This window comes from Streptomyces sp. NPDC048604, assembly GCF_043199435.1.
In the GTDB taxonomy this organism is placed as follows: domain Bacteria; phylum Actinomycetota; class Actinomycetes; order Streptomycetales; family Streptomycetaceae; genus Streptomyces.
This window is the reverse complement of record NZ_JBICVX010000007.1, coordinates 1-23751: the sequence shown is the minus strand read 5'-3', so window position 1 is coordinate 23751 and position 23751 is coordinate 1. Positions and strand designations below refer to the sequence as shown.

The following is a 23751-nucleotide window of genomic DNA, read 5'->3' as shown; positions in this document are numbered from 1 at the left end:
GGGCCCCTGGTTTTGACCAGGGGCCCGGCCCTCGACTGCCGACCCGGCTACGCGCTCAGCGCGTGCCGCCTCAGTTGTCGTCCTCGTCGATCAGGAAGCCGCGCATCGGCGCCGGAGCCTGCTGCATCGGCTGCGGGGCCTGCGGGCGGACCGGAGCCATCGGCTGGGTCATCGCCGGGGACATCTGCTGCTGGCCGCCGTACGACGGGGCTGCGCCCATCCCACCGTTGCCACCGTACGACGGCGCGCTCGCGCCGGCCGGGGCCATCGACGGGGACGGCGGCAGCGACGGGGCCGACGGCGTCCGCGGCGGGGCCAGCGAGTCGTCCGCCTGGGTCTCCAGCTGACGCAGCTGGGACTCCAGGTACGACTTCAGACGGGTCCGGTACTCGCGCTCGAAGCCGCGCAGGTCCTCGACCTTGCGCTCCAGCGTGGCGCGGGCGGACTCCAGGGAGCCCATCGCGACGCGGTGCTTCTCCTGCGCGTCCCGCTCAAGAGCGTCCGCCTTGGCGCGGGCGTCCCGCTCCAGGCCCTCGGCGCGGGAGCGCGCCTCGCCGACGATCTTGTTCGCCTCGGAGCGGGCCTCGGCGATCGCCTGGTCGGCGGTCTGCTGGGCCAGCGACAGGACACGCGCGGCGCTGTCGCCGCCGGGGCCCTGACCGGGCTGCTGCATCTGCTGCTGCGGGTGACCCATGGGGCCGCCCATCGGACCGCCCATGGGGCCGCCCTGCATCGGGCCGGGGCCCATGGGGCCGCCCTGCATGGGGCCGTGTCCGCCGGGGCCGGGGGGAAGCTGAGGGGCGCCGGACGGCAGCTGCGGCGGACCCATCGGGGGCTGCTGCTGCACCGGCGGACCGGATATGGCGGCGGGCACCGGCGCGCCCGGACCACCGGGGCGGTCCTGGGGTTCCGGGGGCTTGCGCATGCCCTGCTGCTGGTTCTGCGCGGCGGCACGCGTCGCCGCGGCCAGCTTGGCGCGCAGGTCCTCGTTCTCGCGGAGCAGACGAGTCAGTTCGGCTTCGACCTCGTCGAGGAAGGCATCGACCTCGTCCTCGTCATAGCCTTCTCGAAGGCGGACGGTCGTGAACTGCTTGTTCCGCACGTCCTCGGGGGTCAGCGGCATCTCTTCTTCACCTCTACGTAGTCGTCGGCAGTCGGCAAGACCGTATCGTCCACATTCACCTCGCGCTGCTCACCACCGAGATCAGGATGTAGACGATGATCATCAGAACGAAGAAGGACAGGTCGAGTGCCACGCCCCCGAGACGCAACGGCGGGATGAACCGCCGCAGAAGCTTGAGCGGTGGATCGGTGACAGTGTAGGTGGCCTCCAGGACCACCACCATCGCCTTGCCGGGTTGCCATGAACGTGCGAACTGGAAGACGTAGTCCATGACCAGCCGGAAGATCAGCACGACGAGGAAGCACGTCAGCGCGATGTAGATCACATGTAGTGCCACGCTCATCCCGCGCGTCCCTCTCCCCTGTTTCCCGTGCTCTCGCGTTTTCCCACCGGCCTCGCGGCCGGTTCGTACTCGGTCGTGTACTCAGCTCTGGTTGAAGAATCCGCCCTCTGCGATGCGGGCCTTGTCCTCCGCCGTGACATCGACGTTAGCAGGCGACAACAGGAACACCTTCTGCGTCACGCGCTCAATGCTGCCATGGAGCCCGAAGACGAGACCGGCGGCAAAGTCGACAAGTCGCTTCGCGTCCGTGTCGTCCATCTCGGTGAGGTTCATGATCACCGGCGTGCCCTCGCGGAAGTGTTCCCCGATGGTGCGGGCCTCGTTGTAGGTCCGCGGGTGCAGCGTGGTGATGCGGTACGGCTCCCGCTCGGACACGACCTTTGGCATGATCACCGGTGCGCTCTTCTCCAGGCTCGGGCGTTCTGGTGTGATGGATGACACGGGGGCGATGCGCGCCGGCCGGCCGCTCTCGGCGGACAGCGCCGCAGGCACGTGCACCGGCTCGCGCTGCGCCGGGGGCGCCGCGATCCTCACCGGTTCCTCGCGCTCCAGCTGGCGGGGCGGCTGGTGCCGGCGCTCCGGCTCCGGCTCCAGCTCGGGTTCGAAATCGTCGTCGGGGTCGAATCCCCGGCCGTCGTACCCATCGTCCTCCACGAGGCCGAGGTAGACCGCCATCTTGCGCATTGCGCCGGCCATTCTCCGAGTCCTCCGCTCTGTGATGGATCGCCCTTGCCCTGCATGTCACAGCGCCGCCAAGCGCGTCAACGATCCACGGGGTCCGCCCGCTGTCTGCGGGAATGACCATATTTTCTGCTGTGGTTTGACTTGCTTCGCGACGTTACCCGAGCCGGGGGCGGTCTCCGAGTACCGCGCTGCCGATGCGTACGTGTGTCGCTCCGGCCGCCACGGCCTCTTCCAGGTCCGCGCTCATCCCAGCGGACACCATGTTCGCAGCCGGACGGGTCGCGCGCAGGGCAGTCGACAAATCCATCAGCCGATCGAACGCCGCACGCGGGCGGCCCTCGTAGGGACCGGCCAGCGGCGCGACCGTCATCAGTCCGTCGAACCGCAGACCCGGCGCCGCCTCGACCGCGGCGGCCAACTCCTCGACGCCGTCCGGTCCGACGCCGCCGCGGGCGCCCCGCTGGTCCGACTCGGCGTCGAGCGCGACCTGGACCAGGCAGCCGACCTCCCGCCCCGCGTTCTCCGCGGCCGCGGAGAGAGAGGAGACGAGCTTCAAACGGTCGACGGACTGCACCACATCCGCATAACCCACCACGGAACGGACCTTATTGGTCTGCAACTGGCCCACGAAGTGCCAGGTCAGATCCAGATCCGCACAGGCGGCGGCCTTCGGCGCCGCGTCCTGGTCACGGTTCTCGGCGACATGGCGCACACCGAGTCCGTGCAGGATCCTCACGTCGCTCGCGGGGTAGGTCTTGGTGACCACGATGAGGGTCACGTCCTCCCGCTTGCGGCCGGCCGCCGCGCAGGCGGCAGAGATACGTTCCTCCACCCCGGCCAGGTTCTCGGCGAGTTGGGTTCTGCGGTCCGTCATCTCTCTGCCTAACTGTCCAACCAGACAAATCCCGCGAGTCGCCCCGTCGTGCGGTCCCTGCGGTACGAGTAGTGGTCGCCCGACTCCAGGGTGCAGACCGCGGACGCCTGCCGGTCGCGGACCCCGAGGGCCGCCAACTGCGCGTGCACACCGGCCGCGACGTCGACCGCCGGGGTGCCCCAGCTGGTCTCGGCGCGGGCCTCCGGCTGTACCGCCGCGACCTCGTCGCGCATCTGCTCCGGCACTTCGTAGCACCGGCCGCAGACGGACGGGCCCGTGCGGGCGGTGATCCGGGAGGGTTCGGCGCCGAGTTCCACCATCGCCGCGACCGCGGCGGGGACGACTCCGGCGACCATCCCCGGCCGCCCCGCGTGGGCGGCGGCCGCCACCCCGGCGACCGGGTCGGCGAGCAGGACCGGGACGCAGTCCGCGGTGAGCACCCCGAGCGCGACGTCCCGCCGGTCGGTGACCAGGGCGTCCACCGGGGGAAGCTCGGCGCCCGGCGCCCAGTCGGGGCCGATCACCGCGACGTCCGCGCCGTGCACCTGGTTCATCCACACCACATGCGCCGGGTCGAGCCCCAGCGCTCCGGCGGCGCGGGCCCGGTTGGCCCGGACCGCGTCCGGGTCGTCGCCCACGGCGCCGCCGAGGTTGAGCTCCTCGTACGGAGCGGCGCTCACCCCGCCCCACCGATCGGTGAAGGCGAAGTGCGCGCCGCTCGTCAGGTCGTGCTGCCCTATCACTTCAGGAAGTCCGGAACGTCCAGCTCTTCGGCCTGGGTGTCCGGGTACGGGCGGGCCGGCGGGACCACCGGCGGGGTGGCCGGCTGCAGCGGGGCCTCGCTCGCCGCCGGGACCGGCTCGGCCTGGGCCGGGGCGTCCTCGCGCGGGCTCACGGTGCCGAGGCCGCCGATGCTGCGGGGGGTCTCGGTGGCGCGGGGCGCGGGGGCCGGCTCCTCGCGCTTGGCCGAGGCCGAGCCGAGGATGTTGTCGCGCCGGGCCGGCGGCTGACCGCCGTCGAAGCCGGCAGCGATGACGGTGACCCGGACCTCGTCGCCGAGGGCGTCGTCGATGACGGCGCCGAAGATGATGTTGGCCTCGGGGTGGGCCGCCTCGCTGACCAGCTGCGCGGCCTCGTTGATCTCGAAGAGACCGAGGTCCGAGCCGCCGGAGATGGAGAGCAGCACGCCGCGGGCGCCGTCGATGGACGCCTCGAGGAGCGGCGAGGAGATCGCCATCTCGGCGGCGGCCACCGCGCGGTCGTCGCCGCGCGCCGAGCCGATGCCCATGAGCGCCGAACCGGCCTCGGACATGACCGACTTGACGTCGGCGAAGTCGAGGTTGATCAGACCCGGGGTGGTGATGAGGTCGGTGATGCCCTGGACACCGCTCAGCAGCACCTGGTCGGCGGACTTGAAGGCGTCCAGCACCGAGACCTGGCGGTCCGAGATGGAGAGCAGCCGGTCGTTCGGGATGACGATGAGGGTGTCGACCTCTTCGCGGAGCTCGGCGATGCCGTCCTCCGCCTGGTTGGCGCGGCGCCGGCCCTCGAACGTGAACGGGCGGGTGACCACGCCGATGGTGAGGGCGCCCAGCGAGCGCGCGATGTTGGCGACGACGGGCGCGCCGCCGGTGCCGGTGCCGCCGCCTTCGCCGGCGGTGACGAAGACCATGTCGGCCCCCTTGAGGACCTCCTCGATCTCCTCGCGGTGGTCCTCTGCCGCCTTGCGGCCGACTGCCGGGTTGGCCCCGGCCCCGAGACCCCGGGTGAGTTCGCGGCCGACGTCGAGCTTGACGTCGGCGTCGCTCATCAACAGCGCCTGTGCGTCGGTGTTGATGGCGATGAACTCGACGCCCTTGAGACCGACCTCGATCATTCGGTTGATGGCATTGACACCACCGCCGCCGACACCGATGACCTTGATGACTGCGAGGTAGTTCTGCGGTGCTGCCACGTCGAAGGCCTCTCGCCTCGAGTTACGTGTCGCCGCTGCGCGGTGGTAGTCGCGTCACGACGACGGATGCCGATTGGGACGGTCCGAAATGCCGACCCGAACCCTAACGTTGAAGTTTAGGGTTACCAGTGTCTCTGTTCTCTGGACTCTTCCGAACAGGACACTAAGTCGACAAGTGGCGCACGTTCAACGAACACGCCGAACCTCCCGTTTTTCTTTTCACCCTATGTGATCACCCGTAGCGCTGGCCAACCAGGGTGCTGGCCAGCGGTGATGCACGTCAACTCCGCGAGGCCGCAGGGGCCGTGGGAGCGCTGACGTCGAAGTGTCCCGCTTCGGGTTCCGCTTTCATCAGCGCGGTGAGCACCCGGGCCTTCGCGGCACCCTCCTCGCCGCTCCCCCAGAACACGGTGCGGCCCCCTCCGAGCTCCAGGGTGACGGAGTCGTACGAGGCGACCTTGACGACACGGACGTCCCGGGCGATTTTCCGCGGGAGTTCGCCCGTCACGCGGACCGCTTCCATGAGCAGCCGGTCCGCGTCGAAGCGGCGCAGGCTGGGCGAGCGGGAGGCGTTCAGGACGAGCCGGGGGACGCCGGCCGGCGGCCGGTCGACGGTGGCGAAACGGAAGCCGACGGAGTCCACTTCGATGAACTTTCCGCCTTTTTCGACCAGCAGGACGGGCTTTCGTTCCGTCACTTTCAGATCGATTCCGTGCGGCCAGGACCGGGAGACCTCCACCGCGTCGATCCGGGGCAGCCGGTCGAGCAGCCGGGCCTCGATGGCGGCGGTGTCCACGGAGGCGAGCGGGGAGCCCAGCGGGACCGCCGCGGCGGCTTCCACTTCGGCCCGGGTGAGGACCTTCGCGCCCGAAGTCTTCACATGTTCCGCACGGAGCCAGGACGAGCCGTAGAACGCCCAGATCCCGCCGGCGCCGAGGACGAGGGCGGCCGCCGCGGCGATCAGACCGCGCGGACCGCGCAGCCGGGCGAGGGGGCCGGAGCCCCCCGGGGGGCCGGGCGGCCGGGCCGACGGGTCCTTCGGTGCGCGCGGGGCGCGCTGCTCTGCGGTCGTCGGTCCGGCTGCCACCTGGGGTCTCCCTCCGGCCGCCCTACCGCTGACGGTGGGCGGCGATCGCCTCGTACACCATGCCGACGAGCAGGTCGTCGGCGTCCCGGCGGCCGAACTCGGCGGCAGCGCGGGACATCTCGTACAGCCGGTGCGGATCGGACAGTACGGGCAGGACGTTGCCCTGCACCCACTGCGGGGTCAGCTCCGCGTCGTCGACGAGGAGTCCGCCGCCCGCCTTGACCACCGGCTGGGCGTTGAGCCGCTGTTCGCCGTTGCCGATGGGCAGCGGCACGTACGCGGCCGGGAGCCCGACGGCGGAGAGCTCGGCGACGGTCATCGCGCCCGCGCGGCAGAGCATCATGTCGGCCGCGGCGTACGCGAGATCCATCCGGTCCACGTACGGTACCGGCACGTAGGGCGGCATTCCGGGCATGTTGTCGACGCGCGGCAGTTCGTTCTTCGGGCCGACCGCGTGCAGGATCTGGATGCCGGAGCGCTGGAGCACCGGGGCGATCTGCTGGACGACCTCGTTGAGCCGGCGCGCGCCCTGCGAACCGCCGGAGACCAGCAGGGTCGGCAGGTTGGGGTCGAGGCCGAAGGCGGCGCGCGCCTCGGGACGCACCCGGGCGCGGTCGAGGGTGGCGATGGTGTGCCGCAGCGGGATGCCGATGTAGCGGGCGTTCCGGAGCTTGGAGTCGGGGGTGGAGACGCCGACCCCGGCCGCGTACCGCGAGCCGATCTTGTTGGCCAGGCCGGGCCGGGCGTTGGCCTCGTGCACCACGATCGGCACGCCGAGCCGCTTGGCGGCCAGATAGCCGGGCAGGGCCACATAGCCGCCGAAGCCGACGACGCAGTCGGCCTTGGTGCGCTCCAGGACCTGCTCGGCGGCCTTGATCGTGCCGCGCAGCCGCCCGGGGACGGTGATCAGCTCGGGGGTGGGTTTGCGCGGCAGCGGCACGGCGGGGATGAGCGCCAACTCGTAGCCCCGCTCGGGCACGAGCCGGGTCTCCAGACCCTTCTCCGTGCCCAGCGCCGTGATCCCCACGCTGGGGTCCTGCCTGCGCAGGGCGTCCGCGAGGGCGAGCGCGGGCTCGATGTGGCCGGCGGTCCCCCCACCGGCGAGTACGACATGCACCGAAATTCACCGCTCTCCGGACGGACGCTTCTTGACGCGCCGTCGCATCGACTTCCATCTCACCCCGGCCCGCTTGCCCCAGCCGGGGCGGCGCATGGCCAGGGCCGCTTTCGCGCTGGGCTCCTGTCGCGCGAAGGCGATCAGCAACCCGACGGCGAACATGGTCGGCAGCAGGGCCGACCCTCCGTACGAGAACAGCGGGAGCGGGACTCCGGCGATCGGCAGCAGACCGAGCACCGCACCGATGTTGATCACGGCCTGCGCCGTGATCCAGGTGGTCACGCCTCCCGCGGCAAACCTGACGAAGGGGTCCTCCGTGCGTCCGGCCACGCGGATACCCGCATAGCCTAGAGCCGCGAACAGGGCGAGTACCGACAGCGTCCCCGCCAGCCCCAGTTCCTCCCCGGTGACGGCGAAGATGAAGTCGGTGTGCGCTTCAGGCAGTTGGCCCCATTTTTCCACACTGGCACCCAGACCGGAACCGAACCATCCGCCTGATGCCAGAGCATAGATACCGTGCGCGGCCTGCCAGCACGGGTCCCCCTCCCCGCCGGGGTCGCTGGCCCCGATGCAGGCGAACCGCTTCATCCGGTTCGGGCTGGTCTTGATGAGGATCAGACCGATCAGCCCGGCGACCGCGAGCACTCCGGCGAACAGCCGGGTGGGCGCGCCCGCGGTCCACAGCAGGCCGAACAGGATCGCGGCGAGCACGATGGAGGTGCCCATGTCACCGCCGAGCATGATCAGCCCCAGCAGCATGAACGTTCCTGGAACCAGCGGCACCAGCATGTGCTTCCACTGGGTCAGCAGCTTCATGTCGTGCTTGCGGGCCAGCAGGTCCGCGCCCCACAGGATCAGCGCCAGCTTGCCGAACTCGCTGGGCTGGAGCTGGAACGGGCCGCCCAGGTAGATCCAGTTCTGGTTGCCGTTGACGGAGTGCCCTATCCCGGGGATCTGCACCAGCACCATCAGGAAGACGGTGCCCATCAGCAGCGGGTATGCCAGCGCGCGGTGCAGTTTGACCGGCATCCGGGAGGCCAGCAGGAGCAGTCCGCCGCCGATGAGCGCGGCGAGGAACTGCTTGCCGAAGAAGTACGAGGCGGGCAGGTCGTACTTCAGCGCCGTGATCATCGACGCCGAGTAGACCATCACCAGGCCGAGCGTGGTGATCAGCAGGCCGGCGCCCATGATCACGTAGTACGCGGTGAGCGGCCGGTCCCAGGCCCGCCGGGCCCGTTCGTAGCTCCGCCGCAGGCCGCCGCGGGGGCGCCGCGGGGATGCGGGGGCCCGCCCCCCGCCGCGTACGGCGGAGGGCCGGCGCGCTCCGGCGATCCTGGTCGGCATCAGTCGCTGTCCCCTCCAGTCGAGTCCGGCGCGGCCGCGCCGGACCTGAGGCTGGTCAGGTCAGACGGGCCCGGCGCCGGCGAGGGCACGGACGGCGTCCGCGAACGCCTCGCCGCGCTTGTTGTAGTTGACGAACATGTCCATGGAGGCACAGGCCGGGGCCAGCAGGACGGTGTCTCCGGGCCGGGCGAGCCGGGCCGCCTCCTGGACCGCCGCCGACATCGCCCCAGTGTCGGTCCGGTCGAGGTCGACCACCGGGACTTCGGGGGCGTGTCGCGCGAGGGCTTCGGCGATGAGCCGCCGGTCCTGGCCGATCAGCACCACGCCGCGCAGCCGCTTCGCCGACTTCTGCACGAGCTCGTCGAAGGTCGCACCCTTGGCGAGGCCGCCGGCGATCCAGACGATCGGCTCGTACGCCGCCAACGAGGCTTCCGCGGCATGGGTGTTGGTGGCCTTGGAGTCGTCGACGTACGCGACGCCGTCGACGTCCTGGACGTGCTCGATGCGGTGCGCGTCGGGGCGGAAGGCCCGCAGCCCGTCGCGTACGGCCTTCGGCTCGACGCCGAAGGCGCGGGCGAGGGCCGCCGCGGCGAGGGCGTTGGCGATGTTGTGCGGGGCCGGCGGCCGGACGTCGGAGACCTCGGCGAGCTCCTGGGCGTTCTTCTGCCGGTTCTCGACGAAGGCCCGGTCGACGAGGATCCCCTCGACGACGCCGAGCTGGGACGGACCGGGGGTGCCGAGGGTGAAGCCGATCGCGCGGCAGCCCTCGACCACGTCGGCGTCCTCGACGAGCCGCTCGGTGGCCGGATCGGCGGCGTTGTACACGCAGGCGACCTGGTTGCCCTCGTAGATCCGGCCCTTGTCGGCGGCGTACGCCTCCATGGAGCCGTGCCAGTCGAGGTGGTCCGGCGCGAGGTTGAGCACGGCCGCGGAGTGGGCCCGCAGGGACGGCGCCCAGTGCAGCTGGTAGCTGGAGAGCTCGACGGCGAGCACGTCGTACCGCTCGTCGCCGAGGACGGCGTCGAGCAGCGAGACCCCGATGTTGCCGACGGCGGCGGTCTTCAGACCGGCCGCCTCCAGGATGGAGGCGAGCATCCGCACGGTCGTGGTCTTGCCGTTGGTGCCGGTGACCGCGAGCCAGGGAGCGGCGTCGGGGCCACGGAGGCGCCAGGCGAGCTCGACGTCGCCCCAGACCTCGACGCCCGCCTCGGCGGCGGCCTGGAAGAGCGGCTTGTCGGGCCGCCAGCCGGGGGCGGTGACGATCAGCTCGGTGCCCTCGGGCAGCGTCGCCCCGTCGCCGAGCCGAACGGTGATCCCCTCCGCCTCCAGCTCCGCGGCCTGGGCCCGGGCGCGCTCGTCGTCGCCGTCGTTGACGACGGTCACGACCGCGCCGAGGCCGTGCAGGACGCGGGCCGCGGGGATTCCGCTGACGCCGAGTCCCGCGACCGTGACCCGCTTGCCCTTCCAGTCCACCGTCTCGCTCACTTCTCGGATGCCCATCCCGCGTAGAAGAGGCCCAGACCCACGATGACGCACATGCCCTGGATGATCCAGAAACGGACCACGACGAGCACCTCGGACCAGCCCTTGAGCTCGAAGTGGTGCTGCAGCGGAGCCATCCGGAAGACCCGCTTACCAGTCATCTTGAACGAGCCGACCTGGATGACCACGGACATCGTGATCATCACGAACAGGCCGCCGAGCAGCGCGAGCAGCAGCTCGGTGCGGGAGCAGATCGCGAGACCGGCGAGCGCGCCGCCGAGGGCCAGCGAACCGGTGTCGCCCATGAAGATCTTGGCCGGCGAGGTGTTCCACCACAGGAAGCCGAAGCAGGCGCCCATCAGGGCGGAGGCGACGACCGCGAGATCGAGCGGGTCGCGGACCTCGAAGCAGGCGTTCGGGTTGGTGAGTTCGAGCGCGTTGGCGCAGGACTCCTGGAACTGCCACAGACCGATGAAGGTGTACGCGCCGAAGACCATCACCGAGGCGCCGGTGGCCAGTCCGTCCAGACCGTCGGTCAGGTTCACGCCGTTGGACATGGCCAGGATCATGAACAGCGCCCAGACCACGAACAGCACCGGGCCGATGGCCCAGCCGAAGTCGGTGATGAAGGAGATCTTGGTGGAGGCCGGGGTCAGTCCGCGCAGATCGGCGAACTGCAGCGACAGCACGGCGAAGGCGATGCCGACGATCAGCTGGCCGGCCATCTTCGCCTTGGCCCGCAGACCCAGCGAGCGCTGCTTGACGATCTTGATGTAGTCGTCGAGGAAGCCGACCAGGCCCATGCCGGCCATCAGGAACAGCACCAGGACGCCCGAGTACGTCGGGTCCTCGCCGGTGATGACCTTGGCGAGCGCGTACGCGATGAGCGTGGCCAGGATGAAGGAGATACCGCCCATGGTGGGCGTGCCCTTCTTGCTGCCGTGGGTGCGCGGGCCGTCGTCCCGGATGAACTGCCCGTATCCCTTGCGGGCCAGCAGCTTGATGAGCAGCGGGGTGCCGATCAGGGTCAGGAAGAGCCCGATGGCTCCCGCGAAGAGGATCTGCCTCATCGGCCGGCGACCTCGCTCCCCGAGTCGAGCAGCGCCAGGGCCACCTGCTCCAGCCCCACCGACCGGGACGCCTTCACCAGCACGACGTCCCCCGGACGCAGTTCTCTGCGCAACAGGTCGACCGCCGCCTGCGCGTCGGACACGTGCACCGACTCCTCACCCCACGAACCCTCGTTATATGCGCCCAGTTGCAGCCAGGACGCTTCCCTGTCCCCGACCGCGACGAGCTTGCTGACGTTGAGCCGGACGGCGAGCCGCCCGACCGCGTCGTGCTCGGCGAGCGAGTCGTCGCCGAGCTCGGCCATCTTGCCGAGCACCGCCCACGTCCGCGCCCCCCTGGCCTGAGCGGCCCTGCCCATGGCCGCGAGCGCGCGCAGGGCGGCTCGCATGGACTCGGGATTCGCGTTGTAGGCGTCGTTGACGATCGTGACGCCGTCCGAACGCTCGGTGACCTCCATGCGCCAGCGCGACAGGGTGCCGGCCTCGGAGAGCGCGGTGGCGATCTCCTCGACAGGCATGCCCAGCTCATGGGCGACGGCGGCCGCGGCGAGCGCGTTCGACACGTGGTGCTCACCGTACAGGCGCAAGGTCACGTCACTGCACCCGGTGGGTGTGTGAAGACTGAAAGAGGGTTGTCCGTTCTCCATGAGCCGGACATTCACGGCACGCACGGCCGCGTCCGGGGCCTCTCCGAAGAGGACGACGCGCGCCTTGGTGCGGCTCGCCATGGCGCGGACGAGCGGATCGTCGGCGTTCAGGACGGCGACGCCGCCGTCCTCGGGCAGGTTCTCCACGAGCTCGCCCTTGGCCTGGGCGATCTGCTCGCGGCCGCCGAACTCGCCGATGTGGGCGGTGCCGACGTTGAGGACCAGACCGATGCGCGGCGGGGTCAGGCCGGTGAGGTAGCGGATGTGGCCGATGCCGCGCGCGCCCATCTCCAGGACCAGGTGCTGGGTGTCCTCGGTGGCGCGCAGCGCGGTGAGCGGCAGCCCGATCTCGTTGTTGAGCGAGCCGGGCGTCCACACGGTCGGCGCGTGCTTCTGCAGGACCTGGGCGATCAGGTCCTTGGTGGAGGTCTTGCCGGCGGAGCCGGTGAGCGCGACGACGTCGGTGCCGAGCCGTTCGACGACGGCGCGGGCGAGCGCGCCGAGCGCCGCCTGGACGTCGTCCACGACGATCGCGGGCACGCCGACGGGGCGGGCGGCCAGAACGGCTGCCGCGCCCGCCTCGACCGCGCGCACCGCGTAGTCGTGGCCGTCGACCTGCTCGCCGGCGAAGGCGGCGAAGAGGCTGCCGGCCTGCACCTCGCGGGAGTCGATGACGACGGGACCGGTGACCCGCACGGACGGATCCGGTATGTCGTACGCCTGCCCGCCGACGATTTCGGCGATCTCGGCGAGGGAGAGGGCGATCACTGCTTCATCCCTGACTGTTCTTGTGACGGTGGTCGATCGCGTCGCGCAGGACCTCGCGGTCGTCGAAGGGGCGGATCACGCCGGCGACGTCCTGGCCCTGCTCATGGCCCTTGCCGGCGACGAGGACGGTGTCGCCGGGCTCCGCACGGGCCACGGCCGCGGCGATCGCGGCGGCCCGGTCGGGCTCGACCAGGACGTCGCCGCGCTCCCCGGCCGGCACCCCGGCGGCGCCCGCGAGCATCGCGAGCAGGATCGCCAGCGGGTCCTCGGAGCGGGGGTTGTCGGAGGTCAGTACGGCGGTGTCGGCCAGCCGGGCCGCGGCGGCGCCCATCGGGCCGCGCTTGGTGGCGTCGCGGTCGCCGCCGCAGCCGATGACGACGTGCAGCCGGCCCTCGGTGACCTCGCGCAGCGAGCGCAGCACCGACTCGACGGCGTCGGTCTTGTGCGCGTAGTCGACGACGGCGAGGTACGGCTGGCCGGCGTCGACGCGCTCCAGGCGGCCGGGCACGCCGGGCACGGCGGCCACGCCGTCGGCGGCGGTCTGCGGGTCGAGCCCGGCGACGGCCAGGGTGACGATCGCGGCGAGGGTGTTGGCGACGTTGAACGGGCCGGGCAGCGGGGCGGTGGCGGTGATCCGCTCGCCCTTCGGGCCGACGGCGGTGAACGTCGAGTCGGCGGCGCCCAGGACGACGTCCTCGGCGCGCCAGTCGGCGGCCGGGTCGCCGGCGGCGGAGAAGGTGACCAGCGGGACGCCGGCCTCCTGCACCAGCCGGCGGCCGTACGCGTCGTCCAGGTTCACGACGCCCTGTTTGCTGCGTTTCGGCGTGAACAGCTGCGCCTTGGCCCGGAAGTAGTCCTCCATGTCGGAGTGGAACTCCATGTGTTCCGGGCTGAGGTTGTTGAAGACGGCGACGTCGAAGACGCAGCCGTCGACCCGGCCGAGCACGAGGGCGTGGCTGGAGACCTCCATGGCGACCGCCTCGACGCCGCGTTCGCGCATGACCGCGAACAGCGCCTGGAGGTCGGTGGCCTCGGGGGTGGTGCGCTCGGACTTGATGCGCTCGTCGCCGATCCGCATCTCGACGGTGCCGATCAGCCCGGTCCGCCGGCCGGCCGCCCGCAGGCCTCCCTCCCGTCGCCCACCACCACCCTTGGTCGACAGCGCTGCGCGCAGGCCCCCTTCCACGAGGTAGGCCGTGGTCGTCTTGCCGGAGGTGCCGGTGATGCCGAGCTGCAGCAGTCCGTCGCCGGGCCGGCCGTAGATCTCGGCGGCGAGTTCGCCCATCCTGCCGCGAGGGTCCCCGACCGCGAGGACCGGCAGTCCGGTCGCGGCGGCGCGCTCGGCGCCGCTCGGGTCGGTGAGGATCGCGACCGCGCCGAGGCCGGCGGCCTGGGCGGCGAAGTCGGCGCCGTGCAGCCGGGCGCCGGGCAGGGCCGCGTACACGTCCCCGGGGCGTACCGCCCGCGAGTCGTGGGTGATCCCGGTCACCTCGGCCCGGCCCTGGGTCTCGACACCCAGCCGGGCGGCGAGCTCGCCGAGCGGGGTCGGGGAGGGCTGCGCCGGGCGGGGCGGGGCGCTTCGGTACTGATCAGCTTGTGGCACGGCGGTGAGCGTACCGGGCGCACCCTGCGCAGGGCTAAATGAGCCCGCGGGGGTGCGGTCGTCGGGCGTCCGGTTCCCGGGTTCCGGGGTGATCGTTCTCACTGGTGGTGCTCCCGCCGGTTCAGGGGGTGAAGGCGACCGGCATCCGGGGAGGTTCGGCGCCGGTCGGGGCGACGTGCAGGGTCTTGAGGGCGAACTCCATGACCTTCTTGTAGATGGGTCCGCAGATCTGTCCGCCGAAGTGGCTGCCCTTGGTGGGGTTCTGGATGGCGCAGTAGACGGTGATGCGGGGCTTGTCGGCGGGCGCGAAGCCGGCGAAGGACGCCGTGTAGCCCTTGTACCGGCCGAGTTCGGGGTCGACGCGGTTGGCGGTGCCGGTCTTGCCGGCGACCCGGTAGCCGGGGATGGCCGCCTTGGTGCCGGTGCCCTCCTCGTCGCCGACCACGGACTCCAGCATCCGCGCGAGGGTCTTCGCGGTCTTCTCGCTGATCACCCGGGTCTGCTCGGGCTCGGCGGCCGGGGTGAAGCCGCCGTCGGGTCCCTTGGTGCCGCGGACCAGCGTCGGCTCGATGCGTACACCGCCGTTGGCGATGGTCGAGTAGACGGAGGCGGCCTGCATGGCGTTGACGGACAGGCCCTGGCCGAAGGGGATCGTGTACTGCTGCGAGGTCGACCACTTCTGCGGCGGGGCGAGGATGCCGGGGGTCTCGCCGGGGTAGTCGAGGCCGGTCGGGCTGCCGATGCCGAACTTGCGCAGGTACGAGTGGAGGACCTTGTTGGACTCGGCCTGGGTGTCCCCGAGCTGGCCGGTGGCCAGGATGGTGCCGATGTTGCTGGACTTGGCGAGGACGCCGTTGAGCGTCAGGTACCAGGTGGGGTGGTCGATGTCGTCCTTGAACAGCCGGTCGCCGCGGTGCAGCCGGTTGGGCACGGTGACATGGGTGTCGGGGGCGGCCACGCCCTCCTCCAACACCGCGGCCATGGACATGACCTTGCTGGTGGAGCCGGGCTCGTACGCGTCCTGGAGGGCGGCGTTGCCCATGGCGGCGGCGTTGGCCTGGCTGAGGTCGTTCGGGTCGAAGCCGGGGGCGTTGGCCATGGCCAGCACCTCCCCGGTCTTGATGTCCTGCACTATCACGTAGCCGCGGTCGGCCCTGGACTTCTTCACCTGCTCGGTGATGGCCTGCTGGGCGGCCCACTGGATGTCCCGGTCGATGGTCAGCTCGATGTCGGCGCCGGGCACGGCGGGGGTGCCGCGGGAGCCGGCCGTCGGTACCTCGCGGCCGCCGGACTGGGCATAGCGGATCTTGCCGTCCTGGCCGGCCAGGTCCTTGTCGAGCATGGACTCCACGCCGCCCGCGCCGCGGCCCTCGGCGTTGACGTAGCCCAGTATCCCGGCGGCGAGTTCGCCGTTCGGGTACACCCGCTTGGTGCTGCGCTCGGACAGGATGCCGCCGAGCAGGTTGATCCCGTTGCCGCCCTGGGAGGGGCGGGACTTCTGGGCGTAGACCTTCTTCAGGTCCTTGATCTGGTTCCAGACCTGCGGGGTCTGCTTGCGGGCCAGCAGCGCGTAGCGGGACTTGGGGGTGCGCAGCTTCTTGGCCAGCTCGGCGGGCTGCTTGCCGAGGATCGGCGCGAGAAGGGCGGCGGCCTGCTCGGGGGCGTCGGTCCGCTTGCTCTCCTCGGGCGTGAAGAGCTTCGGGTCGGCGGTGATGTCGTACGCGTCGACGCTGGCGGCCAGCGCGATGCCGGCCCGGTCGGTGATCTCGCCGCGGTCGGCGGAGAGCGTGTACTCCTGGTAGCGGTGCTTCTCGGCCTTGGCCGCGTACGCGGCGGCGTCGACGGCCTGGACCTGCAGCAGCCGGACGACGAAGGCCAGCATGACGAGGGTCAGGCCGACCGAGACCAGGCGCAGCCGGGGCTTGGGGCGGCCGAGCTTGATGGTGCGGGCCCTGGGGCGCGGCCGGGCGGCGGGCCGGGCACCGGCCGGGCGGCGCGCGGGGGCCTGACGTGCGGGGGCGGGCTTGCGCGGGGCGGCGGAGGACGAGGGCCTCGGGCGCGCGGGGCCGGGGACCCGGCGGCCCGGGGGTTCCTTGGGGGGCACGGCGTCACCTGCCGGAGGTCGTCGGTGCGGTCGCGGACGGGGGTGCGGACGGGGGCGCCGCAGGGGACTGCTGGGCGTTCTGCTGCGGGGCGTTCTGTGCGGTGCTCTGCGGCGGGTTCTGAGAGGTGTTCGTCCCGGGGCCGGCGGGGGTGCGCGGGGGCGTCGGGCTCGGGGACGGCTCCGGCGGCGCGGAGGCCACCGAGCGCTCGCCGCGGACCTTGCCGTCCGGGTCGAGGAAGGCCGGGCTGCCGCCGGGCACCATGCCCAGCTCACGGGCCCGGCGCTCCAGCGCGTCCGGGGCCGAGTAGTCGTCCACGTCGCGCTGGAGGGCCTGTTCCTCGTCGGTGAGCTCGGTGGTCCGGGCCTTGAGGTCGCGCAGCTTGAAGGAGCCCTGGTTGAGGGCGGAGTTCAGCAGCAGCAGGGTGATCAGGCCGCCGCCGAGCAGCACGACGACCAGCAGGACGAAGGGGGTGCGGGCGGCCGTGCTCGGCCCCGACGGCATGAGCCGTCCCAGGCGGGCGGCGCGGCCCTTCAGCGGCCCCTGCTTCGTCACCGTGCGTCCCCGTTCCTCACGAAGGCTCGTCCTCCCGGATCCGCTCCGCGCCCCGCAGCCGGGCCGGGGCCGCGCGCCGGTTCTCCGCGACCTCCTCCTCGGTGGGCAGTTCGGCTCCGCGGGTCAGCAGCTTCAGCCGCGGCTGGTACTTCTCCGGCACCACCGGCAGTCCGGCCGGGGCGGTGTTGGCCGCGCCGGCCGCGAAGACCTGCTTGACGATGCGGTCCTCCAGCGACTGGTACGAGAGCACGACCACGCGGCCGCCGACGCGGACCGCCTTCACGGCCGCCGGGATCGCGTTCTCGACCGCCTCCAGCTCGCGGTTCACCTCGATCCGCAGCGCCTGGAAGGTGCGCTTGGCCGGGTTGCCGCCGGTGCGCTTGGCGGCCTGCGGCAGCGCGTCGCGGATCAGCTCGACGAGCCGGGCGCTGTTGCTGAAGGGCTCCTTCTCGCGCGCCCGCACGATCGCCGAGACGATCCGCTTGGCCTGCTTCTCCTCGCCGTACGCACGAAGGATCCGCACCAGCTCGCCGGCCGGGTAGGTGTTGAGCACCTCGGCGGCGCTGATCCCGGTCGTCTGGTCCATGCGCATGTCGAGCGGGGCGTCCTGGGCGTAGGCGAAGCCGCGGCCGGCCTCGTCCAGCTGCATGGAGGAGACGCCCAGGTCGAACAGGACGCCGTCGACGCGGGGGACGCCGAGCCGGTCGAGGACCTCGGGAAGCTCGTCGTACACGGCGTGGACGAGGGTGGCGCGCTCGCCGTACGGGGCGAGCCGCTCGCCGGACAGGCGCAGCGCCTCCGTGTCCCGGTCAAGGGCGATCAGCCGCACCTCGGGGAACTGCTTGAGCAGTTCCTCGCTGTGTCCGCCGAGGCCGAGCGTGCAGTCGACGACGACCGCTCCCGGCCGGCGCAGCGCCGGGGCCAACATGTCCAGGCACCGCTGGAGCATCACCGGGACGTGTCGGTCGTTGCTCAATGCCGCCCTCTCAGAATCCGGAGCGGCGCTCCGTACGGGTCGGGTCACAGCCGGGCCCCCGTACGCAGCCGCCGCCCACGCGGGGAGAAACCACAGAAACCACTGAAATCGCGCAATGTCTCCGTGAACTGCGCGCAACTCTAGTCCACGGGCAGGCCCGGTCAATCAACCGGTCAGCGCCGCGTTTCGCCCCCTGTGGAGTACCTCACAACAAGCCGCATTGACGTTCTTTGTCCACTCTCACAGCGGGCCGAGGAGAGGCGTGACCACTACCGTCGTAGACATGTCGACCTCCGCGCACCCCTCTGCCGACACCGCCGACGCCATACGCACCGTCGGGACGGTCACCGACCGTCTCGTCCAGGCGAACGAGCGCTACGCCGCCGGCTTCACCGACCCCGGAATGGACGCCCGCCCCGTCCTGAACGTCGCCGTCGTCGCCTGTATGGACGCCCGTCTGGACCTGCACGCCGCGCTCGGTCTCGAGCTCGGCGACTGCCACACCATCCGCAACGCGGGCGGTGTGGTCACCGACGACGTGATCCGCTCCCTCACCATCAGCCAGCGGGCCCTGGGCACGCGCAGCGTGGTCCTGATCCACCACACCGGCTGCGGTCTGGAATCCCTCACCGAGGAGTTCCGGCACGAGCTGGAGATGGAGGTCGGCCAGCGGCCGGCCTGGGCCGTCGAGGCCTTCCGCGACGTCGACCAGGACGTGCGGCAGTCGATGCAGCGGGTGCGCACCTCCCCGTTCCTGCTGCACACCGACGACGTCCGCGGTTTCGTCTTCGACGTGCACTCCGGGCTGCTGCGCGAGATCGACCCGGCCTGAGTCCGCGCCCGGATCGCCGCCCGGACCCCGCCCGGATCCCGGGCGGAAACCGGCAAACCCCGGCATATTCGAGGCTCTTGTCCACGCGCAAGTGACATGACGCGTCGGCCCTGACAAGAATGCTCGGGTGACACCCCCTCGGAACGACTGGGGACCCGGTGTCCTGTTCGGCGAGGAGGGCCGGGGTGACGACCTATGACGAGCGAGCGAGCCTCTCAGATCTGACGACCGTGGCGGACAGGATCCGCCGGTCGGTGGAGAGCGTGATCGAGGGCAAGCCCGAGGTCGTACGACTCGCCCTGACCGTCCTGCTCGCCGAGGGACATCTGCTGATCGAGGACGTACCGGGCGTCGGCAAGACGATGCTGGCGAAGACGCTGGCGCAGTCGGTCGACTGCTCGGTGCGGCGCATCCAGTTCACGCCGGACCTGCTCCCCTCGGACATCACCGGCGTCTCGATCTACGACCAGCAGCGGCGGGACTTCGAGTTCAAGCCGGGCGCGATCTTCGCGCAGATCGTCATCGGCGACGAGATCAACCGCGCCTCGCCGAAGACGCAGTCGGCGCTCCTGGAGTCGATGGAGGAGCGACAGGTCACCATCGACGGGCAGAGCTACGAGCTGCCCAGCCCCTTCATGGTGGTCGCCACCCAGAACCCGGTGGAGATGGAGGGCACCTACCCGCTGCCCGAGGCGCAGCGGGACCGCTTCATGGCCCGCGTCTCCATGGGGTACCCGAGCCCCGAGGCCGAGCTGGCGATGCTGGACGTGCACGGCTCCGTCTCCCCGCTGGACGAACTGCAGCCGGTCGCGCACGCCCATGACGTGCTGAAGCTGATCGACGCGGTGCGGACCGTGCACGTCGCCGAGGCGGTACGCCGGTACGCGGTCGAGCTCGTCTCGGCCACCCGCAACCACCCGGACCTGCGGCTCGGCGCCTCGCCGCGGGCCACGCTGCATCTGCTGCGGGCCGCCAAGGCCTCCGCCGCGCTCAGCGGCCGCGACTACGTGCTCCCCGACGACGTGCAGGCCCTGGCCGGCCCGGTCCTGGCGCACCGGCTGCTGCCGACCGCACAGGCCCAGCTGAACCGGCGCAGCGCCGAGCAGGTCGTCCTCGACATCCTCCAGCGCACCCCGGTCCCGCAGGCCGCGCCGCAGACCGCGCCGCCTGCCGGCCCGCTGTACGGCCAGCAGCAGCCCGGCGCCCGGCGGCTGTGATGGCGGCCGCCGGACCCGCCGCGGCACAGAGCGGCGCGCCGGACGGCGGACCGGACGGCGGACGACGCGACGGCGGGCGGCAGGGCGAGGAGCGGGGCGGCCTGCGGGCCGCCCTGTCCGGCCTGACCACCCGCGGCCGGTCCTTCCTCGCCGCCGGGGTCGCCGCGGGCGTCTGCGCGTACGTGCTCGGCCAGGGCGATCTGCTGCGCGTCGGGCTGCTGCTCGCCGTGCTGCCGCTGATCTGCGTGCTCGTGCTGTACCGCACCCGCTACCGGGTCGCGGGCAGCCGCCGGCTGACGCCGCTTCGGGTGCCCGCGGGCTCCGAGGCCCGGGTGCACCTGCGGATGGACAACGTGTCGCGGCTGCCCACCGGGCTGCTGATGCTCCAGGACCACGTGCCGTACATGCTCGGCCCGCGGCCCCGCTTCGTGCTCGACCGGGTCGAGGCGGGCGGGCGCCGGGAGGTCTCGTACAAGGTCCGCTCCGATCTGCGCGGTCGGTTCCCGCTGGGGCCGCTGCAGCTGCGGCTGAGCGACCCGTTCGGGATGTGCGAGCTCACCCGCTCGTTCAGCGCGTACGACACGCTCACGGTGATCCCGCGGACCGAGCCGCTGCCGCCGGTGCGGCTCGGCGGCGAGGGCGCCGGGTACGGCGACGGGCTGCAGCGCTCGGTGGCGCTGGCCGGCGACGACGACGTGATCCCGCGCGTCTACCGGCACGGCGACGACCTGCGCCGGGTCCACTGGCGGTCCACCGCCCGCTACGGCGAGCTGATGGTCCGCCGCGAGGAGCAGCCGCAGCGGGCCCGCTGCACGGTGCTGCTCGACACCCGCCGGAGCGCCTTCCAGGGCGCGGGCCCGGACTCGGCCTTCGAGTGGGCGGTGTCCGGCGCGGCGTCCGTGCTGGTGCACATGCTGGAGCGGGGCTTCTCGGTCCGGCTGCTCACCGACGACGGCACCGCCGTGCCGAGCGAGGGCGGCGACGGCTTCGCGGCCTCGGCCGCCGCGGACTCCGCCGAGGCCGCGGGCCTGCTGATGGACGCCCTCGCGGTCGTGGACCACTCGGACGGCGCGGGGCTCTCCCGCGCGTCCGACGTGCTGCGCGGCACCGACAGCGGGCTGCTGATCGCGTTCCTCGGCGACCTGGACGAGGAGCAGGCGAGGCTTCTGGGCCGGATGCGGCGCCACGGCGGCGCGGCCGTGGCCTTCGTGCTGGACTCCGGGGACTGGCTGACCGGCGGCGCCGTGTCCGGCGCGGTCGACGCCCGGCTCCGCACGCTGCGCGACGCCGGCTGGACCGCGGTGCCGGTCCGGCCCGGCACCTCGCTGACCGCGCTGTGGCAGCAGGCCGCCGGCGCGGGCGCGAGCGCCGCCCCTGCGGCCGGCGCGCGCTTCGGTACGACGAACCACCCGGGGGGACGGTCATGAGCGGCCGGGCCAGGCTGACGCTGTGCGCGTACGCCGCGACGCTGATGGCGGCGGGGGCGCTGATCCCGCTGGTCCAGCCGTCGTCGTGGATCGTGACGGCCGCCGTGCTGCTGGCGGTCCTGAGCGGCGTGGGCGCGCTGACCCGGCGGGTGCCGCTGGCGCGTCCGCTGACGATCGGCGCGCAGGCCCTGGCGGCACTGCTGGCGCTGACGCTGGTCTTCGTCCGTGAGCAGGCGGTGCTCGGCTTCCTGCCGGGGCCGCAGGCGTTCACGGCGTTCGCGGCGCTGTTCGAGGCGGGCGCGGCGGACGTCGGCCGGTACGCCAGCCCCGCGCCGGCCACCGACGGCATCCGGCTGATGCTGGTCGGCGGAGTGCTGGTGATCGGCCTGGTGGTGGACGCGCTCGCCGTGACGTTCCGCCTCGCCGCCCCGGCGGGCCTGCCGCTGCTGGCGCTGTACTCGGTGGCCGCCGGGCTGTCCGGCGGCAACGCGAGCTGGGCGTGGTTCCTGCTCGCCGCCACCGGCTATCTGCTGCTCCTGCTCGCGGAGGGCCGCGACCGGCTGTCCCAGTGGGGCCGGGTGTTCGGCGGGGTGCCGCGGTCCGCCGGCCGGGCGGCCGGCCTCGAGCCCGACGGCACCGCGTCCTCCCCCACCCGCACGGGCCGGCGCATCGGCGTGGTCGCGATGGGCGTGGCGCTCGCCGTGCCGGCGGCGCTGCCGGCGATGAGCGGCGGCATGTTCGGCGGTCCTGGCCCGGGGACCGGGTCGGGCGGCGGCCGCGGCGGGACGATCTCGGCGGTGAACCCGCTGGTCTCGCTGCAGGACAACCTGAACCAGCCCGAGGACCGCGAGGTGCTCAGCTACCGGACCAACGCGACCGAGACCTCGGACCTGTATCTGCGTCTGGTGGCGCTCGACCAGTTCGACGGCACCTCGTGGAAGTCCTCCAAGCGGTCGGTCCAGGACGTGCCCGACCGGCTGCCGGAGCCGCAGGGCCTGGGCGACGCCGTCGCCCGCACCGAGGTGACCGGCAACTTCGTGGCCTCGGAGTCGTACGAGCAGAAGTGGCTGCCGATGCCGTTCCCGGCGACCCAGGTCGAGATCGGCGGGCGCTGGCGGTACGAGCCGACCGGGCGGATGCTCGTCGGCGACGAGAAGCAGAGCACCCGGGGTGTCCGGTACACGGTCTCCAGCCTGCGGGTGGAGCCGACGGCCCGGCAGCTGGCGAACGCGCCCGAGGCCCCGGAGGCGCTGCGCCGCGAGTACACGAAGGTGCCGGCGTCGCTGCCCGCCGAGGTGGCCGCGACGGCCCGGCGGGTGGCGGGGAAGGCCGACAACGCGTACGAGCAGGCCGTGGCGCTGCAGGAGTGGTTCACCCGGTCCGGCGGCTTCCGCTACGACACGACGGTCTCCTCGGGGACCGGCGCGGAGGCGATCACCCGCTTCCTGCAGCGGAAGGAGGGCTTCTGCGTCCACTTCTCCTTCTCCATGGCGGCGATGGCCCGGACGCTGGGCATCCCGGCGCGGGTCGCGGTCGGCTTCATGCCGGGCACCACGCAGCTGGACGGGCGGATCTCGGTCGGCATTCGGGACGCGCACGCCTGGCCGGAGCTGTACTTCGAGGGCGTGGGCTGGACCCGCTTCGAGCCGACGCCGCAGCGCGGCACGGTGCCGCCGTACACCCGGCCGGACACGCCGTCGGGCCCGTCGAGCGGGCCCGCGGAGCCGACGGCGAGCGAGTCGGCCCTGGCGCCGGCGCCGCCGAAGGCCTCGGCCGGCTGCTCGCCGCAGCTGCAGCGACAGGGCGAGTGCGGCCGGCCCGAGCAGACGGAGGCGGACCGGGCGGCGGACGGCGGGACGCCGGTCTGGCTCCTGGCGGTGTGGATCGCGCTGGGGGTGGCGGCGCTGCTCGCGCTCCTCGCGCTGCCGCTGCTGTGGCGGGCGAGAGTACGGGCCGGGCGGCTGGCCGCCGGTCCGGCGGACACGTCCGGGGACGCGGCCGGGCGGACGCTGGCGGCCTGGCGGGAGCTGGTCGACACGGCGTGGGACTACGGCATCACGCCGGACGAGTCGCTGACCCTGCGCAAGGCGGCGGCGCGGATCGTGCGCCTGGGCCATCTGCAGGGCGATCCGGCGGACGCGGTGCACCGGGTGGCCCGGGCCGTGGAGCAGGTGCTGTACGCGCCCGATCCGCGCCCGGCTCCGGATCCGGCCGGTGAGGTGACGCAGGTGCGCACGGGCCTGGCCGCCCTGGCTACACGGGGCGAGCATCTGCGGGCGCTGCTGCTGCCGCGCTCGTCCGTCCGGGTGATCTGGGCTGCGCAGGACCGCTGGTCGCGGGTGACCGGCCGGCTGGAGGGCTTCGGCAACGAGGTCTCCGTCCGCTGGTCCGCCGCCACCCGCAGGTTGCTCCGGCAGCGCGGCTGAGGTACCGGGTACGGCGAGGGGCCCCCCGGGGCAAACCCCCGGGGCCCCCCCCGGCCCCGGTCCCGGCTACCGACACCCCCCCGCCCCCCGCCGGGGGGGTTGCGCCGGGGCGCCGGGGGC

Annotated in this window: 20 protein-coding genes; 4 read left to right on the top strand and 16 right to left on the bottom strand. The window is 72.5% G+C overall.

Translation table 11 applies throughout. From position 1 onward, the window contains the following. Window positions 1-70: 70 nt before the first annotated feature. The 16 genes from ACGFMM_RS16265 to rsmH form a co-directional block, all read right to left on the bottom strand. Entirely contained in the window at window positions 71-1123 is a 1053-nt protein-coding gene (locus tag ACGFMM_RS16265) for a DivIVA domain-containing protein (protein WP_393646980.1), read from the bottom strand. Between the two features lie 55 nt (window positions 1124-1178). Further along, entirely contained in the window at window positions 1179-1466 is a 288-nt protein-coding gene (locus ACGFMM_RS16260) for a YggT family protein (RefSeq protein ID WP_393646979.1), read from the bottom strand. Between the two features lie 81 nt (window positions 1467-1547). After that, window positions 1548-2162, bottom strand: a complete 615-nt coding sequence (locus ACGFMM_RS16255; protein WP_393646978.1) for a cell division protein SepF — start codon at window positions 2160-2162, stop codon at window positions 1548-1550. Between the two features lie 142 nt (window positions 2163-2304). Further along, complete coding sequence (locus tag ACGFMM_RS16250) at window positions 2305-3024, bottom strand: YggS family pyridoxal phosphate-dependent enzyme (protein WP_393646977.1); 720 nt, start codon at window positions 3022-3024, stop codon at window positions 2305-2307. An 8-nt stretch (window positions 3025-3032) separates the two neighbouring features. Next, window positions 3033-3767, bottom strand: coding sequence for a peptidoglycan editing factor PgeF (gene pgeF / locus ACGFMM_RS16245; protein WP_393646976.1), 735 nt, complete (start codon window positions 3765-3767; stop codon window positions 3033-3035). Next, window positions 3764-4978 (bottom strand): cell division protein FtsZ, encoded by a 1215-nt coding sequence (gene ftsZ / locus ACGFMM_RS16240; RefSeq protein WP_393646975.1) that lies wholly within the window; start codon window positions 4976-4978, stop codon window positions 3764-3766. Before ftsZ ends, pgeF begins: the two co-directional genes overlap by 4 nt. A gap of 280 nt (window positions 4979-5258) precedes the next feature. After that, a complete protein-coding gene (locus ACGFMM_RS16235; protein ID WP_393646974.1) occupies window positions 5259-6065 on the bottom strand; it encodes a cell division protein FtsQ/DivIB in 807 nt (268 codons plus the stop codon). A 22-nt stretch (window positions 6066-6087) separates the two neighbouring features. Further along, window positions 6088-7182 (bottom strand): undecaprenyldiphospho-muramoylpentapeptide beta-N-acetylglucosaminyltransferase, encoded by a 1095-nt coding sequence (gene murG / locus ACGFMM_RS16230; protein WP_393646973.1) that lies wholly within the window; start codon window positions 7180-7182, stop codon window positions 6088-6090. A gap of 6 nt (window positions 7183-7188) precedes the next feature. Beyond that, window positions 7189-8526 (bottom strand): putative lipid II flippase FtsW, encoded by a 1338-nt coding sequence (ftsW, locus tag ACGFMM_RS16225; RefSeq protein WP_393646972.1) that lies wholly within the window; start codon window positions 8524-8526, stop codon window positions 7189-7191. 60 nt (window positions 8527-8586) lie between these two features. Then, window positions 8587-10026 (bottom strand): UDP-N-acetylmuramoyl-L-alanine--D-glutamate ligase, encoded by a 1440-nt coding sequence (gene murD, locus ACGFMM_RS16220; protein WP_393646971.1) that lies wholly within the window; start codon window positions 10024-10026, stop codon window positions 8587-8589. Next, window positions 10008-11078, bottom strand: coding sequence for a phospho-N-acetylmuramoyl-pentapeptide-transferase (gene mraY / locus ACGFMM_RS16215; RefSeq protein ID WP_393646970.1), 1071 nt, complete (start codon window positions 11076-11078; stop codon window positions 10008-10010). The genes murD and mraY overlap by 19 nt, the downstream gene beginning before the upstream one ends. After that, the gene (gene murF / locus ACGFMM_RS16210) at window positions 11075-12493 is read right to left on the bottom strand and encodes a UDP-N-acetylmuramoyl-tripeptide--D-alanyl-D-alanine ligase (RefSeq protein ID WP_393646969.1); all 1419 of its coding nucleotides are present in this window, start codon (window positions 12491-12493) and stop codon (window positions 11075-11077) included. Before murF ends, mraY begins: the two co-directional genes overlap by 4 nt. Window positions 12494-12497: 4 nt before the next feature. Continuing rightward, the gene (locus ACGFMM_RS16205; protein WP_393646968.1) at window positions 12498-14198 is read right to left on the bottom strand and encodes a UDP-N-acetylmuramoyl-L-alanyl-D-glutamate--2,6-diaminopimelate ligase; all 1701 of its coding nucleotides are present in this window, start codon (window positions 14196-14198) and stop codon (window positions 12498-12500) included. A 19-nt stretch (window positions 14199-14217) separates the two neighbouring features. Continuing rightward, entirely contained in the window at window positions 14218-16200 is a 1983-nt protein-coding gene (locus ACGFMM_RS16200; protein ID WP_393646967.1) for a peptidoglycan D,D-transpeptidase FtsI family protein, read from the bottom strand. Window positions 16201-16204: 4 nt separating this feature from the next. Next, the gene (locus ACGFMM_RS16195; RefSeq protein WP_393647266.1) at window positions 16205-16702 is read right to left on the bottom strand and encodes a septum formation initiator family protein; all 498 of its coding nucleotides are present in this window, start codon (window positions 16700-16702) and stop codon (window positions 16205-16207) included. A 67-nt stretch (window positions 16703-16769) separates the two neighbouring features. Further along, window positions 16770-17729, bottom strand: a complete 960-nt coding sequence (rsmH, locus tag ACGFMM_RS16190; protein ID WP_393646966.1) for a 16S rRNA (cytosine(1402)-N(4))-methyltransferase RsmH — start codon at window positions 17727-17729, stop codon at window positions 16770-16772. A 283-nt stretch (window positions 17730-18012) separates the two neighbouring features. Between rsmH and ACGFMM_RS16185 the strand changes: the two genes are divergently transcribed. The 4 genes from ACGFMM_RS16185 (at window position 18013) to ACGFMM_RS16170 (ending at window position 23631) form a co-directional block, all read left to right on the top strand. Continuing rightward, window positions 18013-18561: a beta-class carbonic anhydrase gene (locus tag ACGFMM_RS16185; RefSeq protein WP_393646965.1), complete on the top strand. Its 549-nt coding sequence runs from the start codon at window positions 18013-18015 to the stop codon at window positions 18559-18561. A 185-nt stretch (window positions 18562-18746) separates the two neighbouring features. Then, window positions 18747-19778, top strand: coding sequence for an AAA family ATPase (locus ACGFMM_RS16180; RefSeq protein WP_393646964.1), 1032 nt, complete (start codon window positions 18747-18749; stop codon window positions 19776-19778). Next, the gene (locus ACGFMM_RS16175) at window positions 19778-21205 is read left to right on the top strand and encodes a DUF58 domain-containing protein (protein WP_393646963.1); all 1428 of its coding nucleotides are present in this window, start codon (window positions 19778-19780) and stop codon (window positions 21203-21205) included. The genes ACGFMM_RS16180 and ACGFMM_RS16175 overlap by 1 nt, the downstream gene beginning before the upstream one ends. Next, entirely contained in the window at window positions 21202-23631 is a 2430-nt protein-coding gene (locus tag ACGFMM_RS16170) for a DUF3488 and DUF4129 domain-containing transglutaminase family protein (protein ID WP_393646962.1), read from the top strand. Before ACGFMM_RS16175 ends, ACGFMM_RS16170 begins: the two co-directional genes overlap by 4 nt. Window positions 23632-23751 lie beyond the last annotated feature (120 nt).